Raw genomic sequence first — 24788 nt, forward strand, 5'->3', positions numbered from 1 at the left:
CCGATTCAACTGGCAGTCCATCCACGCCTGGAGCCTTCCATGCAGATCTCCGCCTCTTCCTCCACTTCCTCGGTCAGTTCCAGTTCGTCCTCCTCGGGGGCGAGCAGCAGCGCGTCGGACATCGCCAAGCTGCAGGCGCAGCTCAAGGACCTGACGGCCCAGCTGAAGGAAGCCGCCACCGACAGCACCCTGGGCGCGGAGGCCAAGCAGCAGAAGCAGCAGTTGCTGCAGGCGCAGATCGAGGCGATCCAGGCGCAGATCGCGGCGGCGCAGGCCAAGGCCACCCAGGATGCGCAGCAGAAGGCCGAAGCCAAGAAGCAGTCCGAAGGCGGCACACCCGCGGCGCCGACGGTGCGCAAGCCCGACGACAGCACGCTGGGCAACAATCTCGACGTCTACGCCTGAGCGGCCGCGCCCTCGACATCCACCAGCTTCATCCGCCCCGAAGCCCCGCTGCGGATGCTGACCGCGGCCTTGCGGCAGCCGAAGGCCTCGGCGACCAGGGCGATCAGCTCGGCATTGGCCTTGCCGTCCACCGGCGGCGACTTGAGCTGCGCCAGCCAGCTACCGTCTTCGGTCCGGCTCAGCTGACTGACCCGAGCGTTCGGCTTGACCTTCACCTGCAGGGTCAGGCGCCCCGTCGTCGCCATGCGGGCTCAGCCCAGCCGGGACAGCAGCGCGCGTGCGTGCAGATAGGCCGGATCCTTTTGCAGCGCATCCCAGGACAAGGCCTCGCCACGCGGTAGCAAGGACAGGCGGCGCCGCTCGCTCTCGGCATCCAGCACCGTGCCCGAGGCACAGGCCGCGGCCACGCCCTCGATCAGCGCATCCACCGCCTTGCCGTCGCCCAGGCTCTGGTTGCAGAGCAGCGCGAGGTCGCAACCGGCGGCGAGCGCCAAAAGCGCTGCATCGACATGGCCGATGGCGCGACCATCGACACGCCGGGCGCCTTCCATGCTGAGGTCGTCGCTGATGACGGCGCCGTCGAAGCCCAGACGGCCGCGCAGCACGTCCTTCAGCCACTTCTTCGAGAAGCCGGCCGGCAGGCCGTCCACCTTTTCATAGACCACATGCGCGGGCATCACCGCCGTGAGGGTGCTGCTGAGCCAGGCATAAGGCGCGCCGTCGTCGGCCAGGATGGTTTCCAGCTCGCGGTCGTCGCTGGGATGGCCGATGTGCGAATCGGCCTGCACATAGCCATGGCCGGGAAAATGCTTGCCGCAGTGTTGAACGCCCGCGCGCAGCAGGCCGTGGGCCACGCAGCGCGACAGCGCCGTCACCACATGCGGATCGCGGTGGAAGCTGCGGTCGCCGATGACGCTGGAAGCGCCATGGTCCAGGTCCAGCACCGGGGTGAAGCTGAAGTCGATGCCGCAGGCGCGCAGTTCCGAGGCCAGCACCTGGCCGGCGGCGCAGGCGGCGTCCATGGCGCGCACGGCGCCGGTGGGTTCGGGGCCGGCGGCGTCCTCGCCCCAGACTTCGCCGAAGCGGCGCATCGGCGGCAGGTGGGTGAAACCGTCGCTGCGGAAACGCTGCACCCGGCCGCCCTCGTGGTCCACGCACAGCAGGATGTCGGGGCGGATCTCCTTGATCTCGGCCGACAGCGCGGTGATCTGCGCCCGGTCGTGCCAGTTGCGGCCGAAGTAGATCAGGCCGCCGACCAGCGGATGGGCGATGCGGCGGCGGTCGTCGGCCGTGAGTTCCTTGCCGGCGATGTCGATGATGAGGGGCGAAGTCATGGCGGGTTCTGCTCCACGACCACGAAGGTCACGGCGTAGTCGGTCTCGTCGGTCACGGTGACATGGGCCGACAGGTGGCGGGCCTCGAACCATTCCTTGAGGCCCGCATGCAGCACGATGGCCGGCTTGCCGCTGGGCTGGTTGAGGATCTCGCACAGGCTCCAGGCCATCGGCGTGCGGATGCCCAGGCCGATCGCCTTGCTGAAGGCTTCCTTGGCCGAGAAGCGAGTGGCCAGGTAGCGGATGCCGCGGTCGGGCCAGCGGGCGCCGCGCGCGCGCCAGGTGGCCAGCTCGGACGGGCCGAGCACCCGTTCGGCGAAGCGGTCGCCATGGCGCTCCAGGCTGGCGCGAATGCGGCGGATGTCGCAGATGTCGGTGCCGATGCCGTAGATCATGCGGAAACCGGCCTCAGGCGCCCGCGGCTTCGATGGCGCGCAGATAGGACTTGATGGTCTCGGTGTAGCCCAGCTCCAGCGCATCGGCGATCAGCGCATGGCCGATCGAGACCTCGCGCACCTGCGGCACGGTGCGCAGGAAGGGCGTGAGGTTGTCGCGGTTGAGGTCGTGGCCGGCGTTGACGCCCATGCCGCAATCCAGCGCGGCCTGGGCCGCTTCGGCGAAACGCTTGAGCTGCACTTCGGCCTCGGGCGTGCCGTGCGCGGCGGCATAGGGCTCGGTATAGAGCTCGACCCGGTCGGCGCCCACCGCCTTGGCGGCGGCCATGGCGGAGGCATCGGCATCCATGAACAGGCTCACCCGCACGCCGAGCGACTGGCATTCGGCGATCAGCGGGCGCAGGCGTTCGGCGTCCTGCGGGAAACGCCAGCCGTGGTCGCTGGTGAACTGGTCTTCGCTGTCGGGCACGAAGGTGGCCTGGTTGGGCCGCAGTTCACGGATGAAGGCCATCAGGTTCTGGAAGGGATTGCCTTCGATGTTGAACTCGACACGCGGCCATTTCAGCAGCAGCTCGGCCAGGTCGTGCACATCCTGCTGGCGGATGTGGCGCTCGTCCGGCCGGGGATGCACGGTGATGCCCTGGGCGCCGGCCTCCAGGCACAGCGTGGCGGCGCGTGTCACGCTGGGGATGCCCAGGTGGCGCGTGTTGCGCACCAGCGCGACCTTGTTGAGGTTGACCGACAGGGCCGTGGCGATGGAAGAGGCGTTTTCGGTCATAGCTTTTGCAGGTCGATCATCATCTGGCGCGTCTTCAGGGTCGCGACGCCGGTATGGTAGTGCAGCAGGTTGCGCAGCTGCAGCTTGAGGTCTCCCACGGCGAGCGAGGCGGCCACGGCCCGCAGCGTGGGCAGGAAGGCGGCGCGCTCGGCCATCGCCGCATGCAGGTTCAGCCAGTGCTCGCCGGTGAGCGCGCCGCGCTCCTCGGGCGCCGCCGGGCGCAGGCCGCCTTCGGCGACCAGCAGGTAGCGGGTGGCGGCGGACAGGGGCTGCTGGGTGCTGGTCTGCTTGTCCAGGCCGGGCAGCAGTCCGACCTCGCGCAGCAGCAGCAGCTCGAAGGCGCGCAGCACCGGCTGCAGCGCCTCGCCGTGCTCGGAGGCCAGCACCCGCACGGCGACGGTGTAGGCATCGAACAGCCCCGGATGGGAGTCGTCGCGCGCCAGCAGGCGCAGCAGCAATTCGTTCAGGTACATGCCCGACAGCAGCGCCTCGCCGGTCGGCATCACATGGCCGCCCACCCATTCGGCGCCGCGCAGGTTGTGGATGTCGGCATCCTCGCCGCCGGTCACGGTCCAGCCCAGGCGCAGGGGCTGCAGCGGCAGCAGCACCGGGCGGAAATTGGAGGTCGGCCGCTTGGCGCCCTTGGCCACCAGGGCGATGCGGCCGTGGTGGCGGGTGAAGGTCTCCAGGATGAGGCTGGATTCGCTCCAGTCGTAGCGATGCAGGACGAAAGCGGGTTCGTCCGAGATGCGTTTCTTGGCGGCCGCCACGGGGTCCGGCTGCGGGCTTTACTCGTAGCCGAAGGAGCGCACGCGCGCCTCGTCGTCGGCCCAGCCGGAGCGGACCTTGACCCACAGCTCCAGGAACACCTTGGCATCGAAGGCCTTCTCCAGCTCCTGGCGAGCCTCGGTGCCGATGCGCTTCATGCGCTCGCCCTTATCGCCGATCACCATGGCCTTGTGGCTGTCGCGCTCCACCACGATGGTGGCGGCGATGCGCACCATGCGTTTGTGGGTCTTGCTGGCCTCTTCCTCGAACTTGTCGATGATGACGGTGGAGGTGTAGGGCAGCTCGTCGCCGGTGAAGCGGAACAGCTTCTCGCGCACCGTCTCGCTGGCGAGGAACTTCTCGCTGCGGTCGGTCAACTCATCCTCGCCGTACCACCAGGCCTGCTCGGGCAGGTACTTCTCGCAGATGCCGAAGAGGCGCTGGATGTCGCCCGCGTTCTTGGCCGACATGGGCACGAACTCGGTGAAGGGATGGCGCTCCTGCATGGTCTTGAGCCAGGGCGCGATCTCGGCGCGGCGGTGCACGTTGTCGAGCTTGTTGGCGATCAGCAGGCAGGGCACGCCGGGCTTGAGCAGGGACAGCACCTTGGCATCGGCCAGGGTGAAGCTGCCGGCCTCGACCACGAAGAGCACCAGGTCCACGTCGCCCACGGCGCCCAGCACCGTCTTGTTGAGCGACTTGTTGAGCGCGGTGTTGTGCCGCGTCTGGAAGCCCGGCGTGTCCACGAAGATGAACTGCGTGGCTTCCTGGGTGCGGATGCCGGTGATGCGGTGGCGCGTGGTCTGGGCCTTGCGCGAGGTGATGCTGATCTTCTGGCCGACCAGGGCATTGAGCAGCGTCGACTTGCCCACGTTGGGCTTGCCGACGATGGCGATCACGCCGCAGCGCTGGGTGCGGCCGTCGGCCGTCACGCCGCCACCGACGGTGGCGACACCGCCGCCCACGGGCGGGAACGGCGGGATCTCGGGCATGGGCGGCAGGGCCGCATCTTCGGGAGCGGCGCTGCCGTCCGGTGCTTCGCCCGGGGCGGAGGCCGCGTCATGCGGTGCTTGGTTCATGGATTCCTTGATTTCAGATAGGCCAGCATGGCGGCGGCCGCGGCCTGTTCGCCGGCACGGCGCGATCCGCCAATGCCGCGTTCGCTGCGTTCGATTTCGGTGACCTCGCATTCGACGTCGAAGGTCTGCCGGTGCGCCGCCCCCAGCACCGCGACCACGCGGTAGGCCGGCAATTTCATTTTGCGGCCCTGCAGCCACTCCTGCAACTCGGTCTTCGGGTCCTTCTCGGCGGCGCGCATCTCGGGCGCCAGCTCGAACCTGGCGAAGAGCCGGTGCACCAGGGCCACGGCCTTGTCGAATCCGGCGTCGCAGTAGACGGCGCCGATCAGGGCTTCCAGCACGTCGGCCAGGATGGACGGCCGCTGCTGGCCGCCGGAGCGGAACTCGCCCTCGCCCAGGCGCAAGGTCTCGGGCAACTGCAGGCCCAGAGCCAGCTCGTGCAGCGTCTCCTGGCGGACCAGGTTGGCGCGCACGCGCGAAAGCTCGCCTTCGGACAGCCCGCCCAGCTTCTGGTAGAGCAGGTCGGAGATCGCCAGGTTGAGGACCGAGTCACCCAGGAATTCGAGCCGCTCGTAGTGGTCGGTCGAAAAGCTGCGGTGCGTGAGGGCACGCAGCAGCAGTCGGGTATCGGAGAAGTCGTGTTGCAGCCGCTTCTGCAGGGCTGTCTGTGCCGCGCTCAGGACGGGCGTCATCGGAGAAGAGAAATCATGCAGCGCTTCAGTGCGCGTTACCCGTGTAGTCGAGGACCAGGGAGGCGGGGCCGAACAGGTGCATCTCCTTGCGGTAGGCGAAGGAGACGTTGAAGCCCGGCACGTTGGTGGGGTTGGGGGTGATCTCGAGATCCTTGCCGCTGATGGACACGATGTCGTCGATCTGCGCGGCCCGGTCGAAGGCCGAGCGCACCGCCGCCGGCGTGGGCTGCAGCTTGGAACGCTCGATCGCCTTCAGCACGGCCTGGTATTCGATGGCCGACGGCAGCACACGCATCGCCAGCAGCGCGGCCGAGCCGATCACGAACAGCACGAAAAGCAGGCCGATCAGGGTCAGGCCGCGCTGGGCCGCCGGACGTTGGTGCAATGCAGTCATCTTCGCCTCCACGAAAGTCAGGGCTTTCAATCGAAGCGGCCGATCCGCTTGAGATTGGTGAAGTTCATCCAGATCATGAAGGCCTTGCCGATGATGTTCTTGTCCGGCACGAAGCCCCAGAAGCGCGAGTCCAGCGAGTTGTCGCGGTTGTCGCCCATCATGAAGTAGTAGCCGTCCGGCACCTTGCAGGTAACGCCTTCGACGGTGTAGCGGCAGTTGCTGCGGAACTCGAAGTCGGATGCGCCGGGCACGTAGGCCGGGCGCTCGTCGTCGTTGAGCACCCGGTGCTTGTGGGTGCCGAGCTGCTCGTCGAACTGCTTGAAGTAGCGCATCGCGTCTTCGTCGAAGAAGTCGCTGGTGGGCTGGGTGGGCACCGGCTGGCCGTTGATGGTCAGGCGCTTGTTGAGGTAGGCCACCTCGTCGCCCGGCACGCCCACCACCCGCTTGATGTAGTCCACGCTGGGCTGCGGCGGGTAGCGGAACACCATCACATCGCCGCGCGCCGGCGGCGTGCCTTCGGTGATCTTGGTGTTGAGCACCGGCAGGCGGATGCCGTAGGTGAACTTGTTGACCAGGATCAGGTCGCCCACCAGCAGCGTCGGGATCATCGAGCCGGACGGGATCTTGAAGGGCTCGAACAGGAAGGAGCGCAGCACGAACACGATCACGATGACCGGGAACAGGCCTGCCGTCCAGTCCAGCCACCAGGGCTGGGCCAGGATGCGGCCGCGCGCCTGCGCCAGGTCGGCATCGTCGCTGCCGTCGACCTGGGCGATGCCCATGCGGCGCAGCTCCTCGCGGCGCGCGATGGCCGAGGCGGCCAGGGTCTCGGCGGCGCGGCGGCGGCGCGGCAGGAAGATGAAGCGTTCGGCGAGCCAGTAGCAGCCGGTGACGACGGTGGCCAGCAGCAGCAGCAGCGCGAAGTTGCCTTCGAGCATGCCGAAGTACCAGGCGCCGGCATAAGCGACGAAGGCCGCGAGGATCGCGGTGGTGAGAATCTGCATCCGGGTTCGTCCGATAGGGCTTTTTTTAATCTTCGACTTGCAGGATCGCCAGGAAGGCTTCCTGCGGCACTTCGACAGAGCCGATCTGCTTCATGCGCTTCTTGCCCGCCTTCTGCTTCTCGAGCAGCTTCTTTTTGCGGGACACGTCGCCACCGTAGCATTTTGCCAGCACGTTCTTGCGCAGCGCCTTGATCGTCTCGCGGGCGATGATGTTGGCGCCGATGGCCGCCTGGATGGCCACGTCGAACATCTGGCGGCTGATGATCTCGCGCATCTTGGCCACCACCGCGCGGCCGCGGTACTGGCTCTGGCTGCGGTGCACGATGATGGAAAGCGCATCAACCTTCTCGCCGTTGAGCAGGATGTCCACTTTAACCACGTCGGACGCGCGGTACTCCTTGAACTCGTAGTCCATCGAGGCATAACCCCGGCTGACCGACTTCAGCTTGTCGAAGAAGTCCAGCACGATCTCGCCCAGCGGCATCTCGTAGGTCAGCATGACCTGGCGGCCGTGGTAGGCCATGCTCATCTGCACGCCGCGCTTCTGGTTGGCCAGGGTCATGACTGCGCCGACGTAGTCCTGCGGCATGTAGAGGTGCACCGTCACGATCGGCTCGCGGATCTCCTGCAGCCGGCCCTGGTCGGGCATCTTGGACGGGTTCTCCACCATGATGACTTCGCCGTCGCCCTTGACCACTTCGTACACCACGCTGGGCGCGGTGGTGATCAGGTCCTGGTCGAACTCGCGCTCCAGGCGCTCCTGCACGATCTCCATGTGCAGCAGGCCGAGGAAGCCGCAGCGAAAGCCGAAGCCCAGCGCCTGCGACACCTCGGGCTCGTACTGCAGCGAGGAGTCGTTGAGCTTCAGTTTCTCCAGCGCGTCGCGCAGCGAGTCGTATTCGCTGGACTCGGTCGGGTACAAGCCCGCGAAGACCTGCGGCTGGATCTCCTTGAAGCCCGGCAGCGCCTCGCTGGCGGGGCCGAGGTTGTTGGGCAGCTTCTTCTCGAGCGTGATGGTGTCGCCGACCTTGGCGGCCTGCAGCTCCTTGATGCCCGCGATGATGTAGCCCACCTCGCCCGCCTCCAGCGAGTCGCGCGGCGAGTTGGCCGGCGTGAAAACGCCCAGGTTGTCGGCGTTGTAGACGGCTTCCGAGGCCATCATCTTGAAGCGCTCGTGGCGTGCCAGCCGGCCATCGACCACACGCACCAGCATCACCACGCCGACATAGGTATCGAACCAGCTGTCCACGATCATGGCGCGCAGCGGCGCATCCGGATTGCCCTTGGGCGCGGGGATCTTGGCGACGATGGCTTCGAGGATCTCGTCGATGCCCATGCCGGTCTTGGCCGAGCAGGGAATCGCATCGGTGGCATCGATGCCGATGACGTCCTCGATCTCGGCCTTGGCGTTCTCGGGATCGGCCTGCGGCAGGTCCATCTTGTTGAGCACCGGCAGCACTTCCACGCCCAGTTCGAGCGCGGTGTAGCAGTTGGCCACGGTCTGTGCCTCGACCCCTTGCGAGGCATCGACAACCAGCAGCCCGCCTTCGCATGCGGAGAGCGAGCGCGAGACCTCGTACGAGAAGTCCACGTGGCCCGGCGTATCGATCAGATTGAGGTTGTAGACCTGCCCGTCGAGGGCCTTGTAGTGCAGCGCGGCGGTCTGTGCCTTGATGGTTATCCCACGCTCTTTTTCGATGTCCATCGAGTCCAGGACCTGGGCTTCCATCTCGCGGTCCGCGAGGCCGCCGCAGCGTTGGATGAGCCGGTCCGCGAGGGTCGATTTGCCATGGTCGATGTGCGCAATGATGGAGAAATTTCTGATGTGCTTCATCAACGAGAGAACTTAAGTAATTGATTTATCTGGCGCGCACAAAGAAAAAAGGGCGCGTCGAGTGGCGACGCGCCCTGAACCAACAATCTATGGCAACTGCGATAGCTGGAATTTCATTGTAGGCAAAAAGGCCGGTTCGTACAGGTCGCCGTGCGGGGCACGAAGCCGTTGCGGAGCGACAACGGAAAAGATATCAACAGCTTAACAACAGGATGATCCAGGCTTCTCATGAACAACATGTGGGCGGCCTGTGGATCGCCTGTGCACGAATGGCTGCCGTACCGCATCGTGGATTCTCACCGGTTTCTTATACCGTGAGAGGCCGGTCACACGCGCGATTCTATCCAAATCATGCATGATGATTTTGACCCCATGAGTCAACACTCACTACCGAGTCGTCCGAAAACTGATGAAAAAACCAGGGAAAGACCCTTTGACCCGCTCGGATCAAAAGGTCTTGGCCCCTTTATTTGGTCGGGCGGATCAGCAGGTACTGGGCCCACTCGCCACGCCGCACCAGCACGCTGGCGACCTTGCTGCGGTCGAGCTTGGCCAGGGCCGCCTCGAATTCCTTGACGTTGGCGACCTCGGTATTGCCGACGGCCAGGATCACATCGCCCTCCTTCACGCCGGCGCGCGCGGCGCCGTCGCTGGCGGTTTCCACCCGCACGCCGCCCTTGAGCTTGAGGTCCTTCTTCTGCGCCGCGGTCAGGTCGCTGACGGTCAGGCCGAGCACCTTGCCGACGCTGGAGGCCGGCGGTTTCTCGGCCTTGGAGGGCGCGGCGGAGGCTGTGGTTTCGTCCGGCTCGATCTCGGCGATGGTCACCGCGATGTCGCGGCTGGTGCCGCGGCGGAACACGGTCAGCGTGCTGCGGGTGCCGGGCTTGGTGCCGCCGACCAGGCGCGGCAGGTCGCTGGTGCGCTCGATGGTCTTGCCGTCGAACTTCAGGATGATGTCGCCGGCCTCGACGCCGGCCTTCTCGGCGGGCGAGCCGGCCTGCACGCCGCGCACCAGGGCGCCGCGGGCGGTGCCCAGGCCGAGCGATTCGGCGACCTCGCGGCTCACCTGGTCGATCTCCACGCCGATGCGGCCGCGCGAGACACGGCCGGACTGGCGCAGCTGGTCGCTGACACGGATCGCCTCGTCGATCGGGATCGAGAAGGAGATGCCCATGAAGCCGCCGGAGCGCGAATAGATCTGGCTGTTGATGCCGACCACCTCGCCGCGCATGTTGATCAGCGGGCCGCCGGAGTTGCCGGGGTTGATCGCCACGTCGGTCTGGATGAAGGGCAGGTATTCGCCGGTGTCGCGCTGCTTGGCGCTGACGATGCCGGCGGTGACGGTGTTCTCCAGGCCGAAGGGCGAGCCGATGGCCATCACCCATTCGCCCACACGCAGGCGGCTCAGGTCGGGCGCGACGCGCACGGCGGGCAGGCCGGTGGCCTCGATCTTGACCACGGCCACGTCGGTGCGTTTGTCGGCGCCGACGATCTTGGCCTTGAACTCGCGTTTGTCGGTGAGGGTGACGATGACCTCGTCGGCGCCGTCGACCACATGGGCATTGGTCATGACATAGCCGTCGGCCGTCAGCACGAAGCCGGAGCCGACGCCACGCGGCTGCTCCTCGTCGGGCTGGGCCTGGGGCGAGGGCTGGTTGCGCGGCTGGCGCTGCTTGGGCGCGGCCTTGGGCACGGGGATGCCGAAGCGCCGGAAGAACTCCAGCATGTCCTCGTCCATGTCGCCGGGCTGGGCGTTGTTCGAGACACGCTCCAGCGTGCGGATGTTGACCACCGAGGGGCCGACCTGTTCGACCAGGTCGGCGAAGTCGGGCAGCGTGCGGTTGGGCGCCACCGCCACGGCGGGCGCCGGCGGCGCGGCCTGGGCCTGTGCCGGCATGACTGGCGCCAGCAGCACGGAAGCGGACACCATGGCCAGCAGGCCGCGGGCCGCGCCCGCACGCAGGTTCTTGCGATCGATCAGCAACGTCTTCATCTTGTCCAATCAGGGACGCCGCGCCAGGGTGGCGGCAAAAGCATCGAGGGTCTGGGGTGGCACTTCGCCCATGGCGGTGAGCCACCAGTCGTGGGCCACGCGGCGTCCGACCATCTGGGTCATGCCGGCCGTGCTGCGCCACTCCTGGCGGGGCTTGGCGCCATAGGGTTCGATGAACAGCGACACGGTCGCCAGTCCATCGGAAAAAATCCATTGGACGGCACCACGCGGCGCGCCCGGTGCCCGTTTGTAGCAATCCATGGCTTCGAAGCCAGGCACGCCGGCCCGCATCAGCCAGCCCTCGGCCTCGGCCGTGGTGCGGATGCGTTCGAGCTTCTCGACCTTGTAGGCGGCGGTGTTGCCCAGCGCCTGCTGCATCTTGTCGGCCTTGAGCGGCACGTCGAACTGCAGGTCGGAGAAGGCGGCCTGCTCCAGCACATGGCCGCTGCGGTCCATGGTCTGCAGCTGCACGGCGAAGCCGTTGCGGCGCTCCACCCACAGGCGGTAGCCGTAGCGCATGCCGTCGCGCGGCATCAGCTGGAAGACATCGGTATCGAAGCCGGCCACCCGCTCGGTGCCGGTGCTCTGCACCAGGTAGAACTCGCCGAGCGAGCCCTCGTGCATGCGCGAGAGGTGCGGGAACAGGCCGAAGGTCTCGCGCCGTTCGGAACGGGCGATGTGGCTCTCCGGCAGATAGGTGGTGACCTGATCGTTGCGGCGGAACACCAGCCGCGGCGTGCCGGTGAGCGACTCCATGCGCTCGACCTGCTGCCCGCCATCGGCCAGGTGCCAGATGCGCGAACTGGCCATGGCGCCGTTGGCCGAGAGCACGATGAAAGTGCCGGTGTAGGTCTTCCTGAGAGCGGCTTCGCGCGCCCGCTGCAGCACCACGGCGACATCGCCCGGCTCCGCCGCCACCGGCGGCCGCGCCTCGGCGCTGGCCGGCAGCGCTTCGGCCGCTTGTGCACCCGCGCCGACGCCGGCACACAGGCCCAGCAGGCAGACGACACGCAGGCGCGCGGCCAGCGCTCGCAGCAGGATCGGGGTCATCGACTGGACAGGTGGCTCGCCTGGCATGTGGAGGGGCTCAGCGGGCGATGTCTTCGCTGATGCTGACATTGCGCAGCAGGCGCGCCTGGCTCTGCAGCGCCGATCCGCCGATCGCGCGGTTGTGGGCCGCGAGCAGTTCGTCGAGCTGGGCATTGCGCATCATGACCGGCGGCGCTTCGGAGAAACCGCCGCTGGGCAAGGTCCCGCCCACGCTGACCGCCTGGAAGCCGCCGGGCGCGGCCGCGATGGACTGCATCGGCGCCTGGGCCTGCGCCATCACCGGCGCGGCGGCCGGCAGCTGCGCCTGCAGGACCTGCCAGCCGATCGCCGCCACGGCGGCCACCGAGGCGAAGCCCGCGGCGAGCTTCCAGCGGAACACGCTGGCATTGGCCGCCTCGCGGCGCACGACAGCCACGACTGCCGGTTCGGGCTGCGTCGCCAACACGACCGGGGTCACCGTCTCCTGCGCCAGGCGTGCCTCGAAACGGGCCAGGAAATCCAGGCCGCCGCTGCAGTCCGCCAGATCCTTGGAACGCAGCACATCGCCGACGAGGTGGTAGGTGTGCCAGCGCGCTCGCAGGCCGTCGTCGTCCTGCATCTGCGCCATGGCGCTGGCGAAGGCCTCGCCCTGCAGCGCACCGTCGGCCAGGGCCGAGACGGCATCGTCCGGGAGATTGCTTGTCGTGTGTTGCTTGCTCATGCTGTGAGTTCCTACCAACGTTTGCCCGACTGGTTTTCGAGCAGAGGCTTGACCTTGGCCGATATCGCCTCGCGCGCCCGGAAGATGCGGGAACGGACGGTTCCGATCGGGCACTGCATCACTTCGGCGATCTCCTCGTAGCTCAGGCCTTCGATTTCCCGCAGTGTCACCGCCTGCCGCAGATCGTCGGGCAAGGATTCCATGGCCGTGTTGACGGTCTCGGCGATTTCCTTGGCGGCGAAAACGGTTTCCGGCGTCTCGTCGGTACTTAGTTCGTAGCCGAAGGCGGAAGTTTCATCGTCATCCGCGCCCGAGCGCAATGCGTTCTCGGAAATCACCGGATTGCGGCGCAGGTCGACCAGCGATTTCTTGGCCGTGTTGACCGCGATCCGGTAGAGCCAGGTGTAGAACTGGGCGTCGCCGCGGAACTGGTGCAGGGCGCGATAGGCGCGGATGAAGGTTTCCTGGGCGATGTCCTCGATCAGCTCGGCATCGCGCACCATGCGGCCGATCAGCCGCTCGATGCGGCGCTGGTATTTCAGCACCAGCAGGCCGTAGGCGCGCTGATCGCCGGCGACCGTGCGCTGGACCAGCAGCAGGTCGCTGTCGCTGGCCAGCGCCGGGCCGTCCGGTATCTGCGGAGGGCCGACCAGCGGAGGGATTTCTCCGTTTTCGCTCACAGCGCGGGCTCCTGTGCGGCCGGCATGCATGCGGCCGGGGCGAAGGCTGCGCAGCGCAGGCCGTGCCAGCGTGCGGCCACGGCCGATCGGTCGACGAAAAGCCAGCGCGCACGGCCGCCCTGCGGAGCCAGCCGCAGCAGCATGAGCGATTGGAGATCGAGCGCCACGCTCAGACAGCCGTCCGCGACCAGCCAGCGATCGTGCGGGCCGTCGTCTTCCGAAAGAGACCAGGCCTGGCCATCCCAAACCAGCAGCAGCGCTGCAGTACGCCACCAGCCGATGCAGGCAGCGGCGATGGCGCCCAGGGTCCAGCCCGCCAGCGCGAGACGCAGGAGGCCTGGCGCCGGCACCGCGACCATCCACCAGGCCACGGGAAGCACACCGAGCCCGCAGAGCGCGGCCAGCAGCCATCCTGCCCTGCGCGAACGCCGCACCGGATAGGCGACCGATGCGGCGCTGTGCATGGGTGTAGGGCTTGCAGTGCGGGGCTCAGGATGCGTGCGTGCAGCTCGGGCCCGGATGCGCGATCAAGCGAAACGCTTGAACACCAGCGAGCCGTTGGTGCCGCCGAAGCCGAAGTTGTTCTTCAGCGCCACGTCGATCTTCAGGTCCCGGGCGGTGTTGGCGCAATAGTCCAGGTCGCAGGCAGGATCCTGCTCGAAGATGTTGATCGTCGGCGGGCTCTTCTGGTGGTGCAGGGCCAGGATGGTGAACACGCTCTCGATGCCGCCGGCGCCGCCCAGCAGGTGGCCGGTCATCGACTTGGTGGAGTTCACCACCGTCTTGTAGGCATGCTCGCCCAGCGCCGCCTTGATGGCATTGCTTTCGTTGACGTCGCCAATCTGCGTGGAGGTGCCATGGGCGTTCACGTAGTCGATCTGGTCGGCGTTGACGCCGGCATTACGCATCGCCATTTCCATGGAACGCTGCGGGCCGCTGACGCTAGGCGAAGTCACGTGATAGGCATCGGCGCTCAGGCCGAAGCCGCCGATCTCGGCGTAGATCTTGGCGCCGCGCTTTTTGGCGTGCTCGTACTCTTCGAGCACCACCACGCCGGAGCCTTCGCCCAGCACGAAGCCGTCGCGGTCCTTGTCCCAGGGGCGGGACGCGGTCTTGGGACTGTCGTTGCGGGTGGAGAGCGCGCGCGGCGCGGTGAAGCCGCCGATGCCCAGGGGCGAGACCGTGGCCTCGGCGCCGCCGGCGATCATCACGTCGGCATCGCCGTACTCGATCATCCGGGCCGACATGCCGATGGCATGCAGGCCGGTGGTGCAGGCGGTGACGACGGCCAGGTTGGGGCCCTTGAAACCGTAGCGTATCGAGACATGGCCCGAGATCATGTTGATGATCGAGGCCGGCACGAAGAAGGGAGAGATGCGGCGCGGGCCGCGCGACTCCAGCTCGGAATGCGTGCGTTCGATCAGCGGCAGGCCGCCGATGCCCGAGCCGATGTTGCAGCCGATGCGGGTGGCGGATTCCTCGTCCAGCGCATCGCCCGTGGGCAGGCCGCTGTCCTGGACCGCCTGCACGGCGGCAGCGATTCCGAGATGGATGAAACGGTCCATATGCCGCGCTTCCTTCTCGGGCATGTAATCCGTCACTTGGAAGCCTTTGACTTCGCCCGCGAACTTGCAGGCGAAATTGCTTGCATCGAACTGGGTGATGAAGTCGATGCCGGGGTTTCCGGCAAGGAGGTTGGTCCAGGAGTCCGCCACCGTGTTGCCCACGGGGGAGACGCAGCCCAGACCGGTCACGACGACACGGCGACGGCTCATGCGAGAAAGACCTTATTCAGGGGAAGCGCAAAAAAATGCTGGGGCCCGCAGGCCTTCAGGGGACTTGATTCGGCTGCCACCGGCCCAGGCGCTCAAAAAGGGGCCGGGCGATGCTGCAGCTGAATCGGCCGTCCTCAGGCCTTCTGGTGGGTGTTGGCGTAGTCGATCGCGTTCTGCACCGTGGTGATCTTCTCGGCGTCTTCGTCCGGAATTTCGATGCCGAATTCGTCTTCGAGCGCCATCACGAGTTCGACCGTGTCGAGCGAGTCGGCGCCCAGGTCGGCCACGAAAGCCTTTTCGCTGGTCACTTGGGACTCTTCCACGCCGAGTTGTTCGGCGATGATTTTCTTGACACGTGATTCGATATCGCTCATGGATTCCCTCTTAGGGTTGTAGATGAAACCGGGATTTTAGCCGGCGGGCCCTGGAGGCCCGCTCAGTCGCCGCCCGGATGGAACGGCGGGGTTTACGTGAAGGCTTCGCGCCTGCGGTCAGGCCATGAACATGCCGCCGTTGACATGCAGTTCCTGGCCGGTGATGTAGGCCGCCTGCGGGCTCGCCAGGAAGGCCACCGCATGGGCGACGTCGTGCGGCTTGCCCAGGTGGCCCAGGGGGATCTGGCCGAGCAGCGCCTTTTGCTGCGCTTCGGGCAGCGAGGCGGTCATGTCGGTATCGATGAAGCCCGGGGCGACGCAGTTGACGGTGATGTTGCGCGAACCCAGTTCGCGCGCCAGCGCCCGCGCCATGCCGGCCAGGCCCGCCTTGGCGGCGGCGTAGTTGGCCTGGCCCGGATTGCCGGACGCGCCCACCACGCTGGTGATGTTGACGATGCGGCCGTAGCGCTGCTTCATCATCGGGCGGATCACGGCGCGCGAGGCGCGGAAGACGGCCTTCAGATTGGTGTCGATGACGGCATCCCAGTCGTCGTCCTTCAGACGCATGGCCAGGTTGTCGCGGGTGATGCCGGCATTGTTGACCAGGATCTGCAGGCCGCCGTGGGCCGAGACGATGCCGTCGACCATCGCATCGAGCGCGGCGGCGTCGGTCACGTCCAGCACCCGGCCCTGGCCGCCGCTGGCCGACAGGGCGGCCTCGATGCGGTTGGCGCCGTCCTGGCTGGTGGCCGTGCCTATCACTTTCACGCCGCGGGCGGCCAGTTCGGCGGCGATGGCCGCGCCGATGCCGCGGGTGGCCCCGGTGACGAGCGCGACCTGGCCGGCGTAATGGATGTCGGACATGCTGAGAGGTTCCTTAAACTCGAATTCGCGAAACAGCCATCAGGCCAGCGCGGCGCGGGTCTCGGCCAGCGAGGCGGGATCGAAGATGGCGCTGGCGGACAGGCTGGCGTCGATGCGTTTGATCATGCCGCTGAGCACCTTGCCCGGACCGCATTCGACCACATGGCCGATGCCCCGGGATTTCAGCGCCGCGATGCACTCCACCCAGCGCACCGGGCCGAAGGCCTGACGATACAGGGCATCGCGGATCGCGTCGGGCGCATTCTGCACTGCGACGTCGATGTTGTTGATGACCGGGATCACCGGCGCCGCGATCCCGGTGGCCGCCAGGCGCTCGCGCAGCCGCTCGGCGGCCGGCTTCATCAGGCTGGAATGGAAAGGCGCCGACACCGGCAGGGGCAGCGCCCGCTTCGCGCCGGCCGCCTTCAGGGCCACGCAGGCCTGGTCGACCGCGGCCTTGGTGCCGGCGATGACGGTCTGGCCCGGATCGTTGAAATTGACGGCTTCGGCGGTCTCGCTGCCGCCCAGCTCCGCGCTGACCTGCGCGCAGACTTCCGCCACCCGTGCCGCGTCCAGTCCCAGGATGGCCGCCATGGCGCCGACGCCGACCGGCACGGCTTCCTGCATGGCCTGGGCCCGGAAACGCACCAGGGGCGCGGCCTGGGCCAGCGTCAACGCGCCGGCCGCCACCAGGGCGCTGTACTCGCCCAGGGAATGGCCGGCGACGGCCACCGGATCTGCACCGCCCTCGGACTTCCACACGCGCCAGGCGGCCACGGCGGCCACCAGCATCACCGGCTGGGTGTTGGTGGTCAGCGCCAGCGCTTCCTTGGGGCCTTCGTGGATCAGCCGGCCGATGTCCTCGCCCAGGGCATCGGAGGCTTCCTTCAATGTCTCCGCGACGACCGGATGGTCGCCCCAGGCGTCGAGCATGCCGACGGCCTGCGAACCCTGGCCCGGAAAAACGAAAGCGAACGATGTCATGGAACGAAATCCTGAACGAAAAATGGAAGTGAAGAGTCGGACGGCAGGCCGACCGGAGCGCCGATGCTAGAGCGTCAGCAGCACCGCGCCCCAGGTGAAACCACCACCCACGCCTTCGAGCATGACGGTGTGGCCCGGCTGCACCTTGCCGGAACGCACCGCCGCATCGAGCGCCAGCGGGATCGAGGCGGCCGAGGTGTTGCCGTGCTGATCGACGGTGACGACCAGCTTGTCCAGCGGCAGCTTCATGCGTTTGGCCGTGCTCTGCATGATGCGGATGTTGGCCTGGTGCGGAATCAGCCAGTCGATGTCGGCATCGGTCTTGCCGGCCTTGGCCAGCGCCGCCCGGGCCGCGCTTTCCAGCACGCCCACGGCCAGCTTGAAGACGGCCTGGCCGTCCATCTTGAGCAGCGGGTCGCCCAGCACGTTGCCGCCCGAGACATTGCCCGGCACGCACAGGATGCCGACATGGCGGCCATCCGCGTGCAGGTCGCTGGCCAGGATGCCAGGCGTTTCGCTGGCTTCGAGCACCACGGCGCCGGCGCCGTCGCCGAACAGCACGCAGGTGGTGCGGTCGTTGAAATCGAGGATGCGCGAGAAGACTTCCGCCCCGACCACCAGCGCGCGCCTGGCGGCGCCGGTCTTGATCATGGCGTCGGCCACCGTCAGCGCGTAGACGAAGCCGCTGCACACCGCCTGCACGTCGAAGGCCGGGCAGCCCAGGATGCCGCGCGCCGCGTCCGAGGTCTGCGCCAGCTTGTTCTGCAGGATGCAGGCGGTCGAGGGGAAGACCATGTCCGGCGTGGAGGTCGCCACGATGATCAGGTCGATGTCGGCCGGGCCGATATTGGCCGCCTCCAGCGCACGCAGGCAGGCCTGCAGGCCGAGATCGCTGCTGGCCACGTCGGGCGCGGCGAAATGGCGCGCGCGGATGCCGGTGCGCTCGACGATCCATTCGTCGGAGGTCTCGATGCCACGGGTGGCCAGTTCGGCGGCCAGGTCGGCGTTGGTCAGCCGGCGCGGCGGCAGGTAGCTGCCGGTGCCGACGATGCGGGAATAGGTCGTCATGTGATGGTGCCGAGCTCGGCGGCGGGCGAGGCGGCATCGCGCGGCCGCAGCAGCGGCGCCGCGTGGGCGATGCGCGCCTGCACGCGTTCGAGCAGGTTGTTGCGCGCCGCATCATAGGCGCGCTCGAGCGCCTGCTCGAAAGCCACCTCGTCGGCCGAGCCGTGGCTCTTGAACACCAGCCCGCGCAGGCCCAGCAGGGCCGCGCCGTTGTAGCGCCGGTAGTCCATGCGGCGCTTGAGCGCCGACAGCACCGGGTAGGACACCAGCGCCGCCAGCTTGGTCAGCGGATTGCGCGAGAACTCTTCCTTGAGGAAACCGACGATGACGCTCGCCAGCCCCTCGCTGGCCTTGAGCGCCACGTTGCCGACAAAACCGTCGCACACGACGATGTCGACCGTGCCCTTGAAGATGTCGTTGCCCTCGACGTTGCCGTAGAAGTTCAGGTCGCCCGAAGCCCCCGCGGAGCGCAGCAACTCGCCCGCCTCCTTGATGACTTCGCTGCCCTTGATGGCTTCCTCGCCGATGTTGAGCAGCCCCACCGTCGGCTGGTCGTCGCCGTTGATGACAGAGGCCAGGGCCGAGCCCATCACCGCGAACTGCAGCAGGTGCTCCGCCGTGCAATCGACGTTGGCGCCCAGGTCGAGCACCGTCGTGGCACCGCCCTTGGCGTTGGGCATGCGGGTGGCGATGGCCGGGCGTTCGATGCCGTCCAGGGTCTTGAGCAGATAGCGGGCGATCGCCATCAGCGCGCCGGTATTGCCCGCGGACACGGCCACCTGGGCCGCGCCGTCCTTGACCTGGCGGATCGCCACACGCATGGACGAATCCTTTTTGCGGCGCAGGGCGGTCTCGACCGTATCGTCCATGGCCACGACCTCGGTGGCGGCGACGACGGTGGCGCGCGGGTGCGAGAAAGCGCCCAGCTTGTCGGACTGGCCGACCAGCAGCAGGGCCACCTCGGGATGGCGCTCCAGGAAATTCCGGCAGGCGGGCAGCGTGACACGCGGCCCGTGGTCACCCCCCATGCAATCGACGGCGAGCGTGATCATGGGAGATACCCCTCGAAGCGGCGCCTGTGCACGCTGGGCACGGCGCACGAAAACCAGAAAGTGACGGCCATCAAAACAAAGGCCCGGGCTACAAGTGATGTAGCACGGGCCTAGGCGATCCGGGCGATCAGGCTTCGGACTTGTTCTTCAGCACCTGACGGCCGCGGTAGAAACCGTTCGGGCTGATGTGGTGACGCAGGTGGGTTTCGCCGGTGTTGGCTTCCACGGCGATGCCCGGCACGGTCAGGGCGTTGTGCGAACGGTGCATGCCGCGCTTGGACGGGGACTTCTTGTTTTGCTGAACTGCCATGATGGCTCCTGAATTCGGTAGGTGAGTGGGGATGCGCCTGAAGTCCGCCGTTGAAGGATCGCCTGTAAAGGCCAACCCGCATCCACAAGCTTCAAGATATTGCGCGCAGCCAACGATTATAGCCCGCGTCGCCGCGACTAGCCAAGCTTGCCCTTGTTGAGGCCCGCGAGCACGGCGAAGGGATTGGCTTTTTTCTCTTCCGCGGCGGTGAATTCCGCGTCCTCCACCGCGGTGGGCAATGCCACCGGGCAGACCTCGTGCACCGCCACCGGCGGCATGGCCAGCAGCAGTTCGTCCTCGACCAGTTCGCGCAGCGGGAAATCGCGGCGGATAACCAGCAGGTCCTCGTCGGACTCCTCGTCCTCGGTCTCGGCGGTGCGCTCGTCGGGGACGAAGCGGAAGTCGGTCTCGAAGCCCACCTCCACATCCACCGGCTGCAGGCAGCGCTGGCAGGTCATGGGCAGGGTCGCCTCGCCATCCAGGTGCAGCCAGGGCTGGCCGGCGCTGCCGGTGGCGGCGCGCCATTCGCCGGCGGCCTTCCAGCGGACTTCGAAACCGTCGGGCGAACCAGCGATGTCTTCGACCAGGCGGGGGTAGCGTGCAAGGGGGTCGGCGCCTGCGAGTTCGGCGCCGGCGCGTGCAAAAGCCGGGATGTCCAGGCTGTCGGGCGCAAAGTCTTTTTCCATGGGGTCAGTGTAAGAGAATCGGCCGCATGGCCTCCATCCCCACCCTGCCCTCCGCCAGCCTGCTGACCCGGCCCTCGGGCGGCCGCCGCCTGGTGCTCGGTTCCACCTCCATCTATCGCCGCGAGCTGCTGCAGCGGCTGCGCCTGCCCTTCGACGTGGCCGCGCCGGATGTCGACGAGACACCGCAGCACGGCGAATCGCCCGAGACGCTGGCCCGCCGGCTGGGCCTGGCCAAGGCGCGCGCCGTGGCGCGGCTGCATCCGGACGCCATCGTCATCGGCTCCGACCAGGTCGCCGACCTCGACGGCGAGCCCCTGGGCAAGCCGGGCGACCATGCCCGCGCCGTTCAGCAGCTGCGCCGCATGCGCGGACGCACCGTGATCTTCCAGACCGCCGTGAGTGTGGTCTGCGCCGCCTCGGCCTTCGAGGCTTCGGACCTGGCGAGCGTCAAGGTGCGTTTCCGCGACCTGTCGGACGACGAGATCGAGCACTATCTCCAGGCCGAGAAACCCTACGACTGCGCCGGCAGCGCCAAGAGTGAGGGCCTGGGCATCAGCCTGCTCGACGCCATCGACAACGATGACCCGACCGCTCTCATCGGCCTGCCGCTGATCCGCACCTGCCGGCTGCTGCGCGCCGCGGGCCTGGTGATCTGATGACGACGAGCAAACACGGCCGGCTCTACCTGGTGCCGGCGCCGCTGGATTTCGGCTGCGGCACCCAGGCACCGCTGTCGGACGCCCTGCCCGACGCCACCCTGCGCCATGCCGCGGCCATCACCCACTGGATCTGCGAGAACGCCAAGAGCGCCCGCGCCTATCTCAAGCGCATCGACGCCGTCCATCCGCTGGCCGCACCCCTGCAGGAACAGCAGATCACCGAACTGCCGCGCGAAGTCCACAAGAAGGGCGACCACCAGGGCGGCTTCGATGCGAAGCCGCTGCTGGCCGCAGCCCTGCAAGGCCACGATGTCGGACTGCTGAGCGAGGCCGGCATGCCCGCCGTGGCAGACCCGGGCTCTTCGGTGGTGCGCGCCGCGCACGACCTGGGCATCGAGGTGGTGCCGCTGGTCGGCCCGGTCTCGCTGCTGCTGGCACTGGCCGCGAGCGGCATGAACGGGCAGAACTTCGCCTTCGTCGGCTACCTGCCGCAGGACGCCGCGCAGCGCACCGAACGCATCCGCGCGCTGGAGGCACTGGCCCTGCGCACCGGCCAGACCCAGCTCTTCATCGAGACGCCCTACCGCAACGCCGCCCTGCTGCAGGGGTTGCTGGCGACGCTGCAGCCCAATGCGCGGCTATCGGTGAGCTGGGGACTGACACTGGCCGACGCCCGCACCCGCAGCGCGGACGTCAAGACCTGGAAACGCGCATCGGACGGCCCGACAACCACACCCCGGCCGTCTTCGCGATCGGTCGTTAACGCAAGGCCGGCAGGCGGCCCATGGTGTGCACCATGGTCTCGCCCATGGCGGCGCCGAACTTCTTGGCCAGGCGCTCGGCCACGTTGTCGTGGCGGGTGTAATCGACCACGTCCTCGGCCTTGACCACCTCGCGCGCCACGTAGTCCAGGCTGCCCAGCTTGTCGGCCAGGCCCATGGCCACAGCCTGCTGGCCGGTCCAGAACAGGCCGCTGAACATCTCCGGCGTTTCCTTCAGCCGGTCGCCGCGGCCCTTGCGCACCACGTCGATGAACTGGGCGTGGATCTGGCCCAGCACCTCCTGCGCATAGGCGCGCTGCTTGTCGCTCATGGGGCTGAAGGGGTCGAGGAAGCCCTTGTTCTCGCCGGCGGTGAGCAAGCGGCGCTCCACGCCGAGCTTGTCCATCAGGCCGGTGAAGCCGAAGCCGTCCATCAGCACGCCGATGCTGCCGACGACGCTGGCCTTGTCCACGAAGATCTGGTCGGTGCCGGCGGCGATGTAGTAGGCGGCGGAGGTGCAGCTCTCCTCCACCACCGCGTAGATCGGCTTCTTGTACTGGGCCTTCAGGCGGCGGATCTCGTCGTTGATCATGCCGGCCTGCACCGGGCTGCCGCCGGGCGAGTTGATGAGCAGCACCACCGCCTGTGCGCCATCGTCCTCGAAGGCGCTGCGCATGGAGGCGTTGACGAATTCGGCGCTGGCTTCGGCGCCATCGGCGATCTCGCCCTTGATGTCGATCACGGCGGTGTGCGGCGTGGTCTTGGCGCTGCTGGGCTGGGCGCGGTGCAGCAGCATCCAGCCGGCGACCAGGATGATCACCAGCCAGGAGATGCGCACGAAGTTCTTCCAGCGGCGGGCCGCGCGCTGTTCGGCGATGGCGGAGAAGGCCAGCTTTTCCAGCGTGTTGCGTTCCCAGTTCTGGCTGTCGCTGGCCCGGCGGCCGACCGGCGGGGGCGGCGGCGGTGGAGGCGGCGGGGCCGGCGGCTCCAGGGGGTCACGGAAATCAGGATCGGACGACGACATCGCGCTTAGAACTCGGCTGGTTGGAGGTTGTAGGCAGTATGCCAGCGCACCACGCCCGCACGTTCGCTCAGTTGTATCTTGACCAGGCCGCCGCGGCAGGGGCCGCCGGCACAGGCGCCGGTGGCCGGCTCATACGCCGCGCCGTGCACCTGGCAGAGCAGCCAGCGGCCGCTGTCGTCGAAGACGCGGCCGGGCCGGGCGTCGAGCTCCATCGCCACATGGGTGCAGCGGTTGAGGTAGGCCACGGGTTCGCCGCGATAACGCACGGCGAAGGCGGTGCAGGTCTGGCCGCCGTAGCGCACGTCGAAGGGGACCGCCATGCCGCCCTCCACCAGATGGGCGCTGTTGCACAGCGGGATGCCGGGGGCAGCGGGCTCGTCGTCTTCGAACATGCCACGCCCTGCTCGCCCGTCTCAGCCGTTGACGGCCAGCCAGGCGGCCAGATCGGCCACCGAATGCGCCACATGCAGCGGCCCGAGTTCGCCGAAGGCCTCCGGCGTGTGCGCGCCATAACTCACGCCGATGCTGGCGCAGCCGGCGTTGCGGGCCATCAGCAGGTCGTGGGTGGTGTCGCCGATCATCAGGATGCGGTCCTGCGGCACGTCGAGGTCGGCGGACAGCTCCTTCAGCATCAGCGGATCGGGCTTGCCGGCGGTCTCGTCGGCGGTACGCGAGCCGTCGAAGACGCCACGCAGCTCCACCGAATCCAGCGCCTCGTCCAGACCGCGCCGGCTCTTGCCCGTGGCCACGGCCAGCAGGTGGCCGCGCTTGCGCAGCGCATCGAGCATGGGCAGCACGCCGTCGAACAGGCTCAGGTCGTCGTGGTGCTTGCGGTAGTGGTGCTTGTAGCGCTCGCCGAGCTGCGGATAGCGCTCGGGCGGCACGTCCGGCGCCGCATGGGCCAGCGCCTGGTTCAGGCTCATGCCGATCACATAGGCGGCGGCGCGGTCGTCGGGCACGGTGCCGCCCACGTCGCGCACCGCCGCCTGGATGCAGCGCACGATGATGCCGGTGGAGTCGTAGAGGGTGCCGTCCCAGTCGAAGACGACCAGGGAGTAGCGCGGCGCGGTGGTGGGGCTCGGGGCGGATTCAGGCATGTGGCGCGACTATAAGACGGCGCGAGGCAGGGCTCACCCCGCCGCCGGCTCCCAGCGGGCCAGTTCCGGCGGCAGTTCGGCCTGCAGGGCGATGCGCTCGCCGCTGGCCGGATGGTCGAACTGCAGCCGCCAGGCATGCAGGAACATGCGGCCCAGGCCGGCCTTCTGCAGCCGGCCGTTGAGGTCGAAGTCGCCGTACTTGTCGTCGCCCGCGATGCCGTGGCCGGCCGAGGAAAGATGCACCCGGATCTGGTGGGTGCGCCCGGTCTTGATCGTCACCTCCAGCAGGCTGAGCGCCGGCAGGCCCTGCAAGGTGCGCGCCGGCGCGACCGAGCGCAGCTTCACGAGGGTGATCGCCCGCATCGCCTCCGGATCGTCGGCAGTGGTCACACGCACCCGCCGCTCGCCGTCGGGCAGCAGGTATTTGCGCAGCGGCTGGTCCAGCACCTTCTGGCGCGCCGGCCAGGTGCCCTGCACCAGGGCGAGATAGGTCTTGTCGGTGGCGCGTTCGCGGAACTGGTCCTGCAGCCGGGTCAGCGCCGAGCGCTTCTTGGCGATGAGCAGGATGCCCGAGGTGTCCCGGTCCAGCCTATGCACCAGCTCCAGGAAACGCGCCTCGGGCCGCGCCCGCCGCAGCTGCTCGATGACACCGAAACTCACCCCGCTGCCGCCATGCACCGCCGTACCGGCGGGCTTGTCGATGGCCACGAGCGCATCGTCCTCGTACAGAACAGGGAATTCGCGCGGCGGCACCGCACGCACCGCCTCCTCGGTCGGCGCGGCGGCGACACGCACCGGCGGCAGGCGCACCTCGTCGCCCTCCTGCACCCGCGTGTCCGCGGCCACGCGCCCTTTGTTGATGCGCACTTCGCCGCTGCGGATGATGCGGTAGACATGCGTCTTCGGCACCCCCTTGAGGTGCCGCATCAGGAAGTTGTCGAGGCGCTGCCCGGCAGATTCCGCATCGACCGTCACGATTTTTACCGCTGGCGTCACCGCCGCGGATTTGCCCCCTATAATGCCGTTCACCT

29 protein-coding genes and 1 pseudogene are annotated in these 24788 nt (G+C 67.8%); 3 read left to right on the plus strand and 27 right to left on the minus strand.

Translation table 11 applies throughout. The annotated features are described in order from the left end of the window. Positions 1 to 39 precede the first annotated feature (39 nt). A complete protein-coding gene (locus tag GT347_RS08485; protein WP_160551545.1) occupies positions 40 to 405 on the plus strand; it encodes a FlxA-like family protein in 366 nt (121 codons plus the stop codon). Here GT347_RS08485 and GT347_RS08490 read toward each other — a convergent pair. The 23 genes from GT347_RS08490 to GT347_RS08600 form a co-directional block, all read right to left on the minus strand. Beyond that, a complete protein-coding gene (locus GT347_RS08490) occupies positions 396 to 650 on the minus strand; it encodes a DUF167 domain-containing protein (RefSeq protein ID WP_195812406.1) in 255 nt (84 codons plus the stop codon). The genes GT347_RS08485 and GT347_RS08490 overlap by 10 nt on opposite strands. Positions 651 to 656: 6 nt before the next feature. Next, the gene (gene nagZ / locus GT347_RS08495; protein WP_160551546.1) at positions 657 to 1739 is read right to left on the minus strand and encodes a beta-N-acetylhexosaminidase; all 1083 of its coding nucleotides are present in this window, start codon (positions 1737 to 1739) and stop codon (positions 657 to 659) included. Next, positions 1736 to 2134, minus strand: coding sequence for a holo-ACP synthase (acpS, locus tag GT347_RS08500; RefSeq protein ID WP_160551547.1), 399 nt, complete (start codon positions 2132 to 2134; stop codon positions 1736 to 1738). The genes nagZ and acpS overlap by 4 nt, the downstream gene beginning before the upstream one ends. A gap of 13 nt (positions 2135 to 2147) precedes the next feature. Continuing rightward, complete coding sequence (locus GT347_RS08505) at positions 2148 to 2912, minus strand: pyridoxine 5'-phosphate synthase (RefSeq protein ID WP_160551548.1); 765 nt, start codon at positions 2910 to 2912, stop codon at positions 2148 to 2150. Further along, the gene (gene recO / locus GT347_RS08510) at positions 2909 to 3682 is read right to left on the minus strand and encodes a DNA repair protein RecO (RefSeq protein ID WP_160551549.1); all 774 of its coding nucleotides are present in this window, start codon (positions 3680 to 3682) and stop codon (positions 2909 to 2911) included. Before recO ends, GT347_RS08505 begins: the two co-directional genes overlap by 4 nt. An 18-nt stretch (positions 3683 to 3700) precedes the next feature. After that, a complete protein-coding gene (gene era / locus GT347_RS08515) occupies positions 3701 to 4759 on the minus strand; it encodes a GTPase Era (RefSeq protein ID WP_229722799.1) in 1059 nt (352 codons plus the stop codon). Continuing rightward, complete coding sequence (gene rnc / locus GT347_RS08520) at positions 4756 to 5451, minus strand: ribonuclease III (RefSeq protein ID WP_160551550.1); 696 nt, start codon at positions 5449 to 5451, stop codon at positions 4756 to 4758. The genes era and rnc overlap by 4 nt, the downstream gene beginning before the upstream one ends. A 25-nt stretch (positions 5452 to 5476) precedes the next feature. Then, positions 5477 to 5845, minus strand: coding sequence for a DUF4845 domain-containing protein (locus GT347_RS08525; RefSeq protein ID WP_160551551.1), 369 nt, complete (start codon positions 5843 to 5845; stop codon positions 5477 to 5479). Positions 5846 to 5871: 26 nt separating this feature from the next. Next, a complete protein-coding gene (gene lepB, locus GT347_RS08530; RefSeq protein ID WP_160551552.1) occupies positions 5872 to 6849 on the minus strand; it encodes a signal peptidase I in 978 nt (325 codons plus the stop codon). 25 nt (positions 6850 to 6874) lie between these two features. Further along, a complete protein-coding gene (gene lepA / locus GT347_RS08535) occupies positions 6875 to 8683 on the minus strand; it encodes a translation elongation factor 4 (protein WP_160551553.1) in 1809 nt (602 codons plus the stop codon). Positions 8684 to 9149: 466 nt separating this feature from the next. After that, positions 9150 to 10676, minus strand: a complete 1527-nt coding sequence (locus tag GT347_RS08540) for a DegQ family serine endoprotease (protein ID WP_160551554.1) — start codon at positions 10674 to 10676, stop codon at positions 9150 to 9152. Between the two features lie 9 nt (positions 10677 to 10685). Next, positions 10686 to 11726, minus strand: coding sequence for a MucB/RseB C-terminal domain-containing protein (locus GT347_RS08545; protein WP_160551555.1), 1041 nt, complete (start codon positions 11724 to 11726; stop codon positions 10686 to 10688). Positions 11727 to 11763: 37 nt separating this feature from the next. Beyond that, a complete protein-coding gene (locus GT347_RS08550; protein ID WP_160551556.1) occupies positions 11764 to 12426 on the minus strand; it encodes a sigma-E factor negative regulatory protein in 663 nt (220 codons plus the stop codon). 11 nt (positions 12427 to 12437) lie between these two features. Continuing rightward, positions 12438 to 13106 carry an RNA polymerase sigma factor RpoE gene (gene rpoE / locus GT347_RS08555; RefSeq protein WP_407704143.1) on the minus strand — a complete coding sequence of 223 codons (669 nt, stop codon included), beginning with the start codon at positions 13104 to 13106 and terminating at the stop codon, positions 12438 to 12440. Further along, the gene (locus tag GT347_RS08560; RefSeq protein WP_160551558.1) at positions 13103 to 13570 is read right to left on the minus strand and encodes a hypothetical protein; all 468 of its coding nucleotides are present in this window, start codon (positions 13568 to 13570) and stop codon (positions 13103 to 13105) included. Before GT347_RS08560 ends, rpoE begins: the two co-directional genes overlap by 4 nt. Before the next feature lie 63 nt (positions 13571 to 13633). After that, positions 13634 to 14881, minus strand: coding sequence for a beta-ketoacyl-ACP synthase II (gene fabF, locus GT347_RS08565; protein ID WP_160551559.1), 1248 nt, complete (start codon positions 14879 to 14881; stop codon positions 13634 to 13636). A gap of 134 nt (positions 14882 to 15015) precedes the next feature. Continuing rightward, positions 15016 to 15255, minus strand: a complete 240-nt coding sequence (acpP, locus tag GT347_RS08570) for an acyl carrier protein (protein ID WP_160551560.1) — start codon at positions 15253 to 15255, stop codon at positions 15016 to 15018. Between the two features lie 117 nt (positions 15256 to 15372). After that, a complete protein-coding gene (gene fabG, locus GT347_RS08575) occupies positions 15373 to 16119 on the minus strand; it encodes a 3-oxoacyl-ACP reductase FabG (protein WP_160551561.1) in 747 nt (248 codons plus the stop codon). Positions 16120 to 16158: 39 nt separating this feature from the next. Then, a complete protein-coding gene (fabD, locus tag GT347_RS08580) occupies positions 16159 to 17103 on the minus strand; it encodes an ACP S-malonyltransferase (RefSeq protein ID WP_160551562.1) in 945 nt (314 codons plus the stop codon). 66 nt (positions 17104 to 17169) lie between these two features. After that, positions 17170 to 18171, minus strand: a complete 1002-nt coding sequence (locus GT347_RS08585; RefSeq protein ID WP_160551563.1) for a beta-ketoacyl-ACP synthase III — start codon at positions 18169 to 18171, stop codon at positions 17170 to 17172. Further along, positions 18168 to 19220, minus strand: coding sequence for a phosphate acyltransferase PlsX (gene plsX / locus GT347_RS08590; RefSeq protein ID WP_160551564.1), 1053 nt, complete (start codon positions 19218 to 19220; stop codon positions 18168 to 18170). The genes GT347_RS08585 and plsX overlap by 4 nt, the downstream gene beginning before the upstream one ends. A 127-nt stretch (positions 19221 to 19347) precedes the next feature. After that, entirely contained in the window at positions 19348 to 19530 is a 183-nt protein-coding gene (gene rpmF, locus GT347_RS08595; protein WP_160551565.1) for a 50S ribosomal protein L32, read from the minus strand. A gap of 137 nt (positions 19531 to 19667) precedes the next feature. Continuing rightward, the gene (locus GT347_RS08600) at positions 19668 to 20216 is read right to left on the minus strand and encodes a YceD family protein (protein WP_160551566.1); all 549 of its coding nucleotides are present in this window, start codon (positions 20214 to 20216) and stop codon (positions 19668 to 19670) included. A 26-nt stretch (positions 20217 to 20242) separates the two neighbouring features. Between GT347_RS08600 and GT347_RS08605 the strand changes: the two genes are divergently transcribed. Beyond that, a complete protein-coding gene (locus tag GT347_RS08605) occupies positions 20243 to 20872 on the plus strand; it encodes a Maf family nucleotide pyrophosphatase (RefSeq protein ID WP_160551567.1) in 630 nt (209 codons plus the stop codon). After that, positions 20872 to 21638, plus strand: a pseudogene (locus tag GT347_RS08610) (SAM-dependent methyltransferase). The gene GT347_RS08605 and the pseudogene GT347_RS08610 overlap by 1 nt, the downstream one beginning before the upstream one ends. On the opposite strand, the gene GT347_RS08615 reads toward GT347_RS08610, so the two are convergent. The 4 genes from GT347_RS08615 to GT347_RS08630 are packed head-to-tail and all read right to left on the minus strand — an operon-like array spanning position 21635 to position 24786. Beyond that, a complete protein-coding gene (locus GT347_RS08615) occupies positions 21635 to 22660 on the minus strand; it encodes a S49 family peptidase (RefSeq protein WP_160551568.1) in 1026 nt (341 codons plus the stop codon). The pseudogene GT347_RS08610 and the gene GT347_RS08615 sit on opposite strands and share 4 nt — an antisense overlap. A 5-nt stretch (positions 22661 to 22665) precedes the next feature. Continuing rightward, positions 22666 to 23052, minus strand: coding sequence for a Rieske (2Fe-2S) protein (locus GT347_RS08620; protein WP_160551569.1), 387 nt, complete (start codon positions 23050 to 23052; stop codon positions 22666 to 22668). 21 nt (positions 23053 to 23073) lie between these two features. Further along, complete coding sequence (locus tag GT347_RS08625) at positions 23074 to 23757, minus strand: HAD family hydrolase (protein ID WP_160551570.1); 684 nt, start codon at positions 23755 to 23757, stop codon at positions 23074 to 23076. Between the two features lie 33 nt (positions 23758 to 23790). After that, a complete protein-coding gene (locus GT347_RS08630) occupies positions 23791 to 24786 on the minus strand; it encodes an RluA family pseudouridine synthase (protein ID WP_326830391.1) in 996 nt (331 codons plus the stop codon). Positions 24787 to 24788: the final 2 nt, after the last annotated feature.

The sequence above is a fragment of the Xylophilus rhododendri genome (assembly GCF_009906855.1).
In the GTDB taxonomy this organism is placed as follows: Bacteria; Pseudomonadota; Gammaproteobacteria; order Burkholderiales; family Burkholderiaceae_C; genus Xylophilus; species Xylophilus rhododendri.

What these genes read in the sequence shown, in the direction of transcription:
- lepA (WP_160551553.1), bottom strand. Translation starts at nt 8,683, where the DNA reads ATGAAGCACATCAGAAATTTCTCCATCATTGCGCACATCGACCATGGC.
- GT347_RS08485 (WP_160551545.1), top strand. Translation starts at nt 40, where the DNA reads ATGCAGATCTCCGCCTCTTCCTCCACTTCCTCGGTCAGTTCCAGTTCG.
- nagZ (WP_160551546.1), bottom strand. Translation starts at nt 1,739, where the DNA reads ATGACTTCGCCCCTCATCATCGACATCGCCGGCAAGGAACTCACGGCC.
- era (WP_229722799.1), bottom strand. Translation starts at nt 4,759, where the DNA reads ATGAACCAAGCACCGCATGACGCGGCCTCCGCCCCGGGCGAAGCACCG.
- GT347_RS08585 (WP_160551563.1), bottom strand. Translation starts at nt 18,171, where the DNA reads ATGACGACCTATTCCCGCATCGTCGGCACCGGCAGCTACCTGCCGCCG.
- GT347_RS08605 (WP_160551567.1), top strand. Translation starts at nt 20,243, where the DNA reads ATGGCCTCCATCCCCACCCTGCCCTCCGCCAGCCTGCTGACCCGGCCC.
- GT347_RS08615 (WP_160551568.1), bottom strand. Translation starts at nt 22,660, where the DNA reads ATGTCGTCGTCCGATCCTGATTTCCGTGACCCCCTGGAGCCGCCGGCC.
- GT347_RS08625 (WP_160551570.1), bottom strand. Translation starts at nt 23,757, where the DNA reads ATGCCTGAATCCGCCCCGAGCCCCACCACCGCGCCGCGCTACTCCCTG.
- rpmF (WP_160551565.1), bottom strand. Translation starts at nt 19,530, where the DNA reads ATGGCAGTTCAGCAAAACAAGAAGTCCCCGTCCAAGCGCGGCATGCAC.
- fabG (WP_160551561.1), bottom strand. Translation starts at nt 16,119, where the DNA reads ATGTCCGACATCCATTACGCCGGCCAGGTCGCGCTCGTCACCGGGGCC.
- fabD (WP_160551562.1), bottom strand. Translation starts at nt 17,103, where the DNA reads ATGACATCGTTCGCTTTCGTTTTTCCGGGCCAGGGTTCGCAGGCCGTC.
- GT347_RS08550 (WP_160551556.1), bottom strand. Translation starts at nt 12,426, where the DNA reads ATGAGCAAGCAACACACGACAAGCAATCTCCCGGACGATGCCGTCTCG.
- GT347_RS08490 (WP_195812406.1), bottom strand. Translation starts at nt 650, where the DNA reads ATGGCGACGACGGGGCGCCTGACCCTGCAGGTGAAGGTCAAGCCGAAC.
- GT347_RS08525 (WP_160551551.1), bottom strand. Translation starts at nt 5,845, where the DNA reads ATGACTGCATTGCACCAACGTCCGGCGGCCCAGCGCGGCCTGACCCTG.
- GT347_RS08560 (WP_160551558.1), bottom strand. Translation starts at nt 13,570, where the DNA reads ATGCACAGCGCCGCATCGGTCGCCTATCCGGTGCGGCGTTCGCGCAGG.
- acpP (WP_160551560.1), bottom strand. Translation starts at nt 15,255, where the DNA reads ATGAGCGATATCGAATCACGTGTCAAGAAAATCATCGCCGAACAACTC.
- plsX (WP_160551564.1), bottom strand. Translation starts at nt 19,220, where the DNA reads ATGATCACGCTCGCCGTCGATTGCATGGGGGGTGACCACGGGCCGCGT.
- acpS (WP_160551547.1), bottom strand. Translation starts at nt 2,134, where the DNA reads ATGATCTACGGCATCGGCACCGACATCTGCGACATCCGCCGCATTCGC.
- lepB (WP_160551552.1), bottom strand. Translation starts at nt 6,849, where the DNA reads ATGCAGATTCTCACCACCGCGATCCTCGCGGCCTTCGTCGCTTATGCC.
- GT347_RS08545 (WP_160551555.1), bottom strand. Translation starts at nt 11,726, where the DNA reads ATGACCCCGATCCTGCTGCGAGCGCTGGCCGCGCGCCTGCGTGTCGTC.
- fabF (WP_160551559.1), bottom strand. Translation starts at nt 14,881, where the DNA reads ATGAGCCGTCGCCGTGTCGTCGTGACCGGTCTGGGCTGCGTCTCCCCC.
- GT347_RS08540 (WP_160551554.1), bottom strand. Translation starts at nt 10,676, where the DNA reads ATGAAGACGTTGCTGATCGATCGCAAGAACCTGCGTGCGGGCGCGGCC.
- GT347_RS08600 (WP_160551566.1), bottom strand. Translation starts at nt 20,216, where the DNA reads ATGGAAAAAGACTTTGCGCCCGACAGCCTGGACATCCCGGCTTTTGCA.
- GT347_RS08620 (WP_160551569.1), bottom strand. Translation starts at nt 23,052, where the DNA reads ATGTTCGAAGACGACGAGCCCGCTGCCCCCGGCATCCCGCTGTGCAAC.
- rnc (WP_160551550.1), bottom strand. Translation starts at nt 5,451, where the DNA reads ATGACGCCCGTCCTGAGCGCGGCACAGACAGCCCTGCAGAAGCGGCTG.
- GT347_RS08505 (WP_160551548.1), bottom strand. Translation starts at nt 2,912, where the DNA reads ATGACCGAAAACGCCTCTTCCATCGCCACGGCCCTGTCGGTCAACCTC.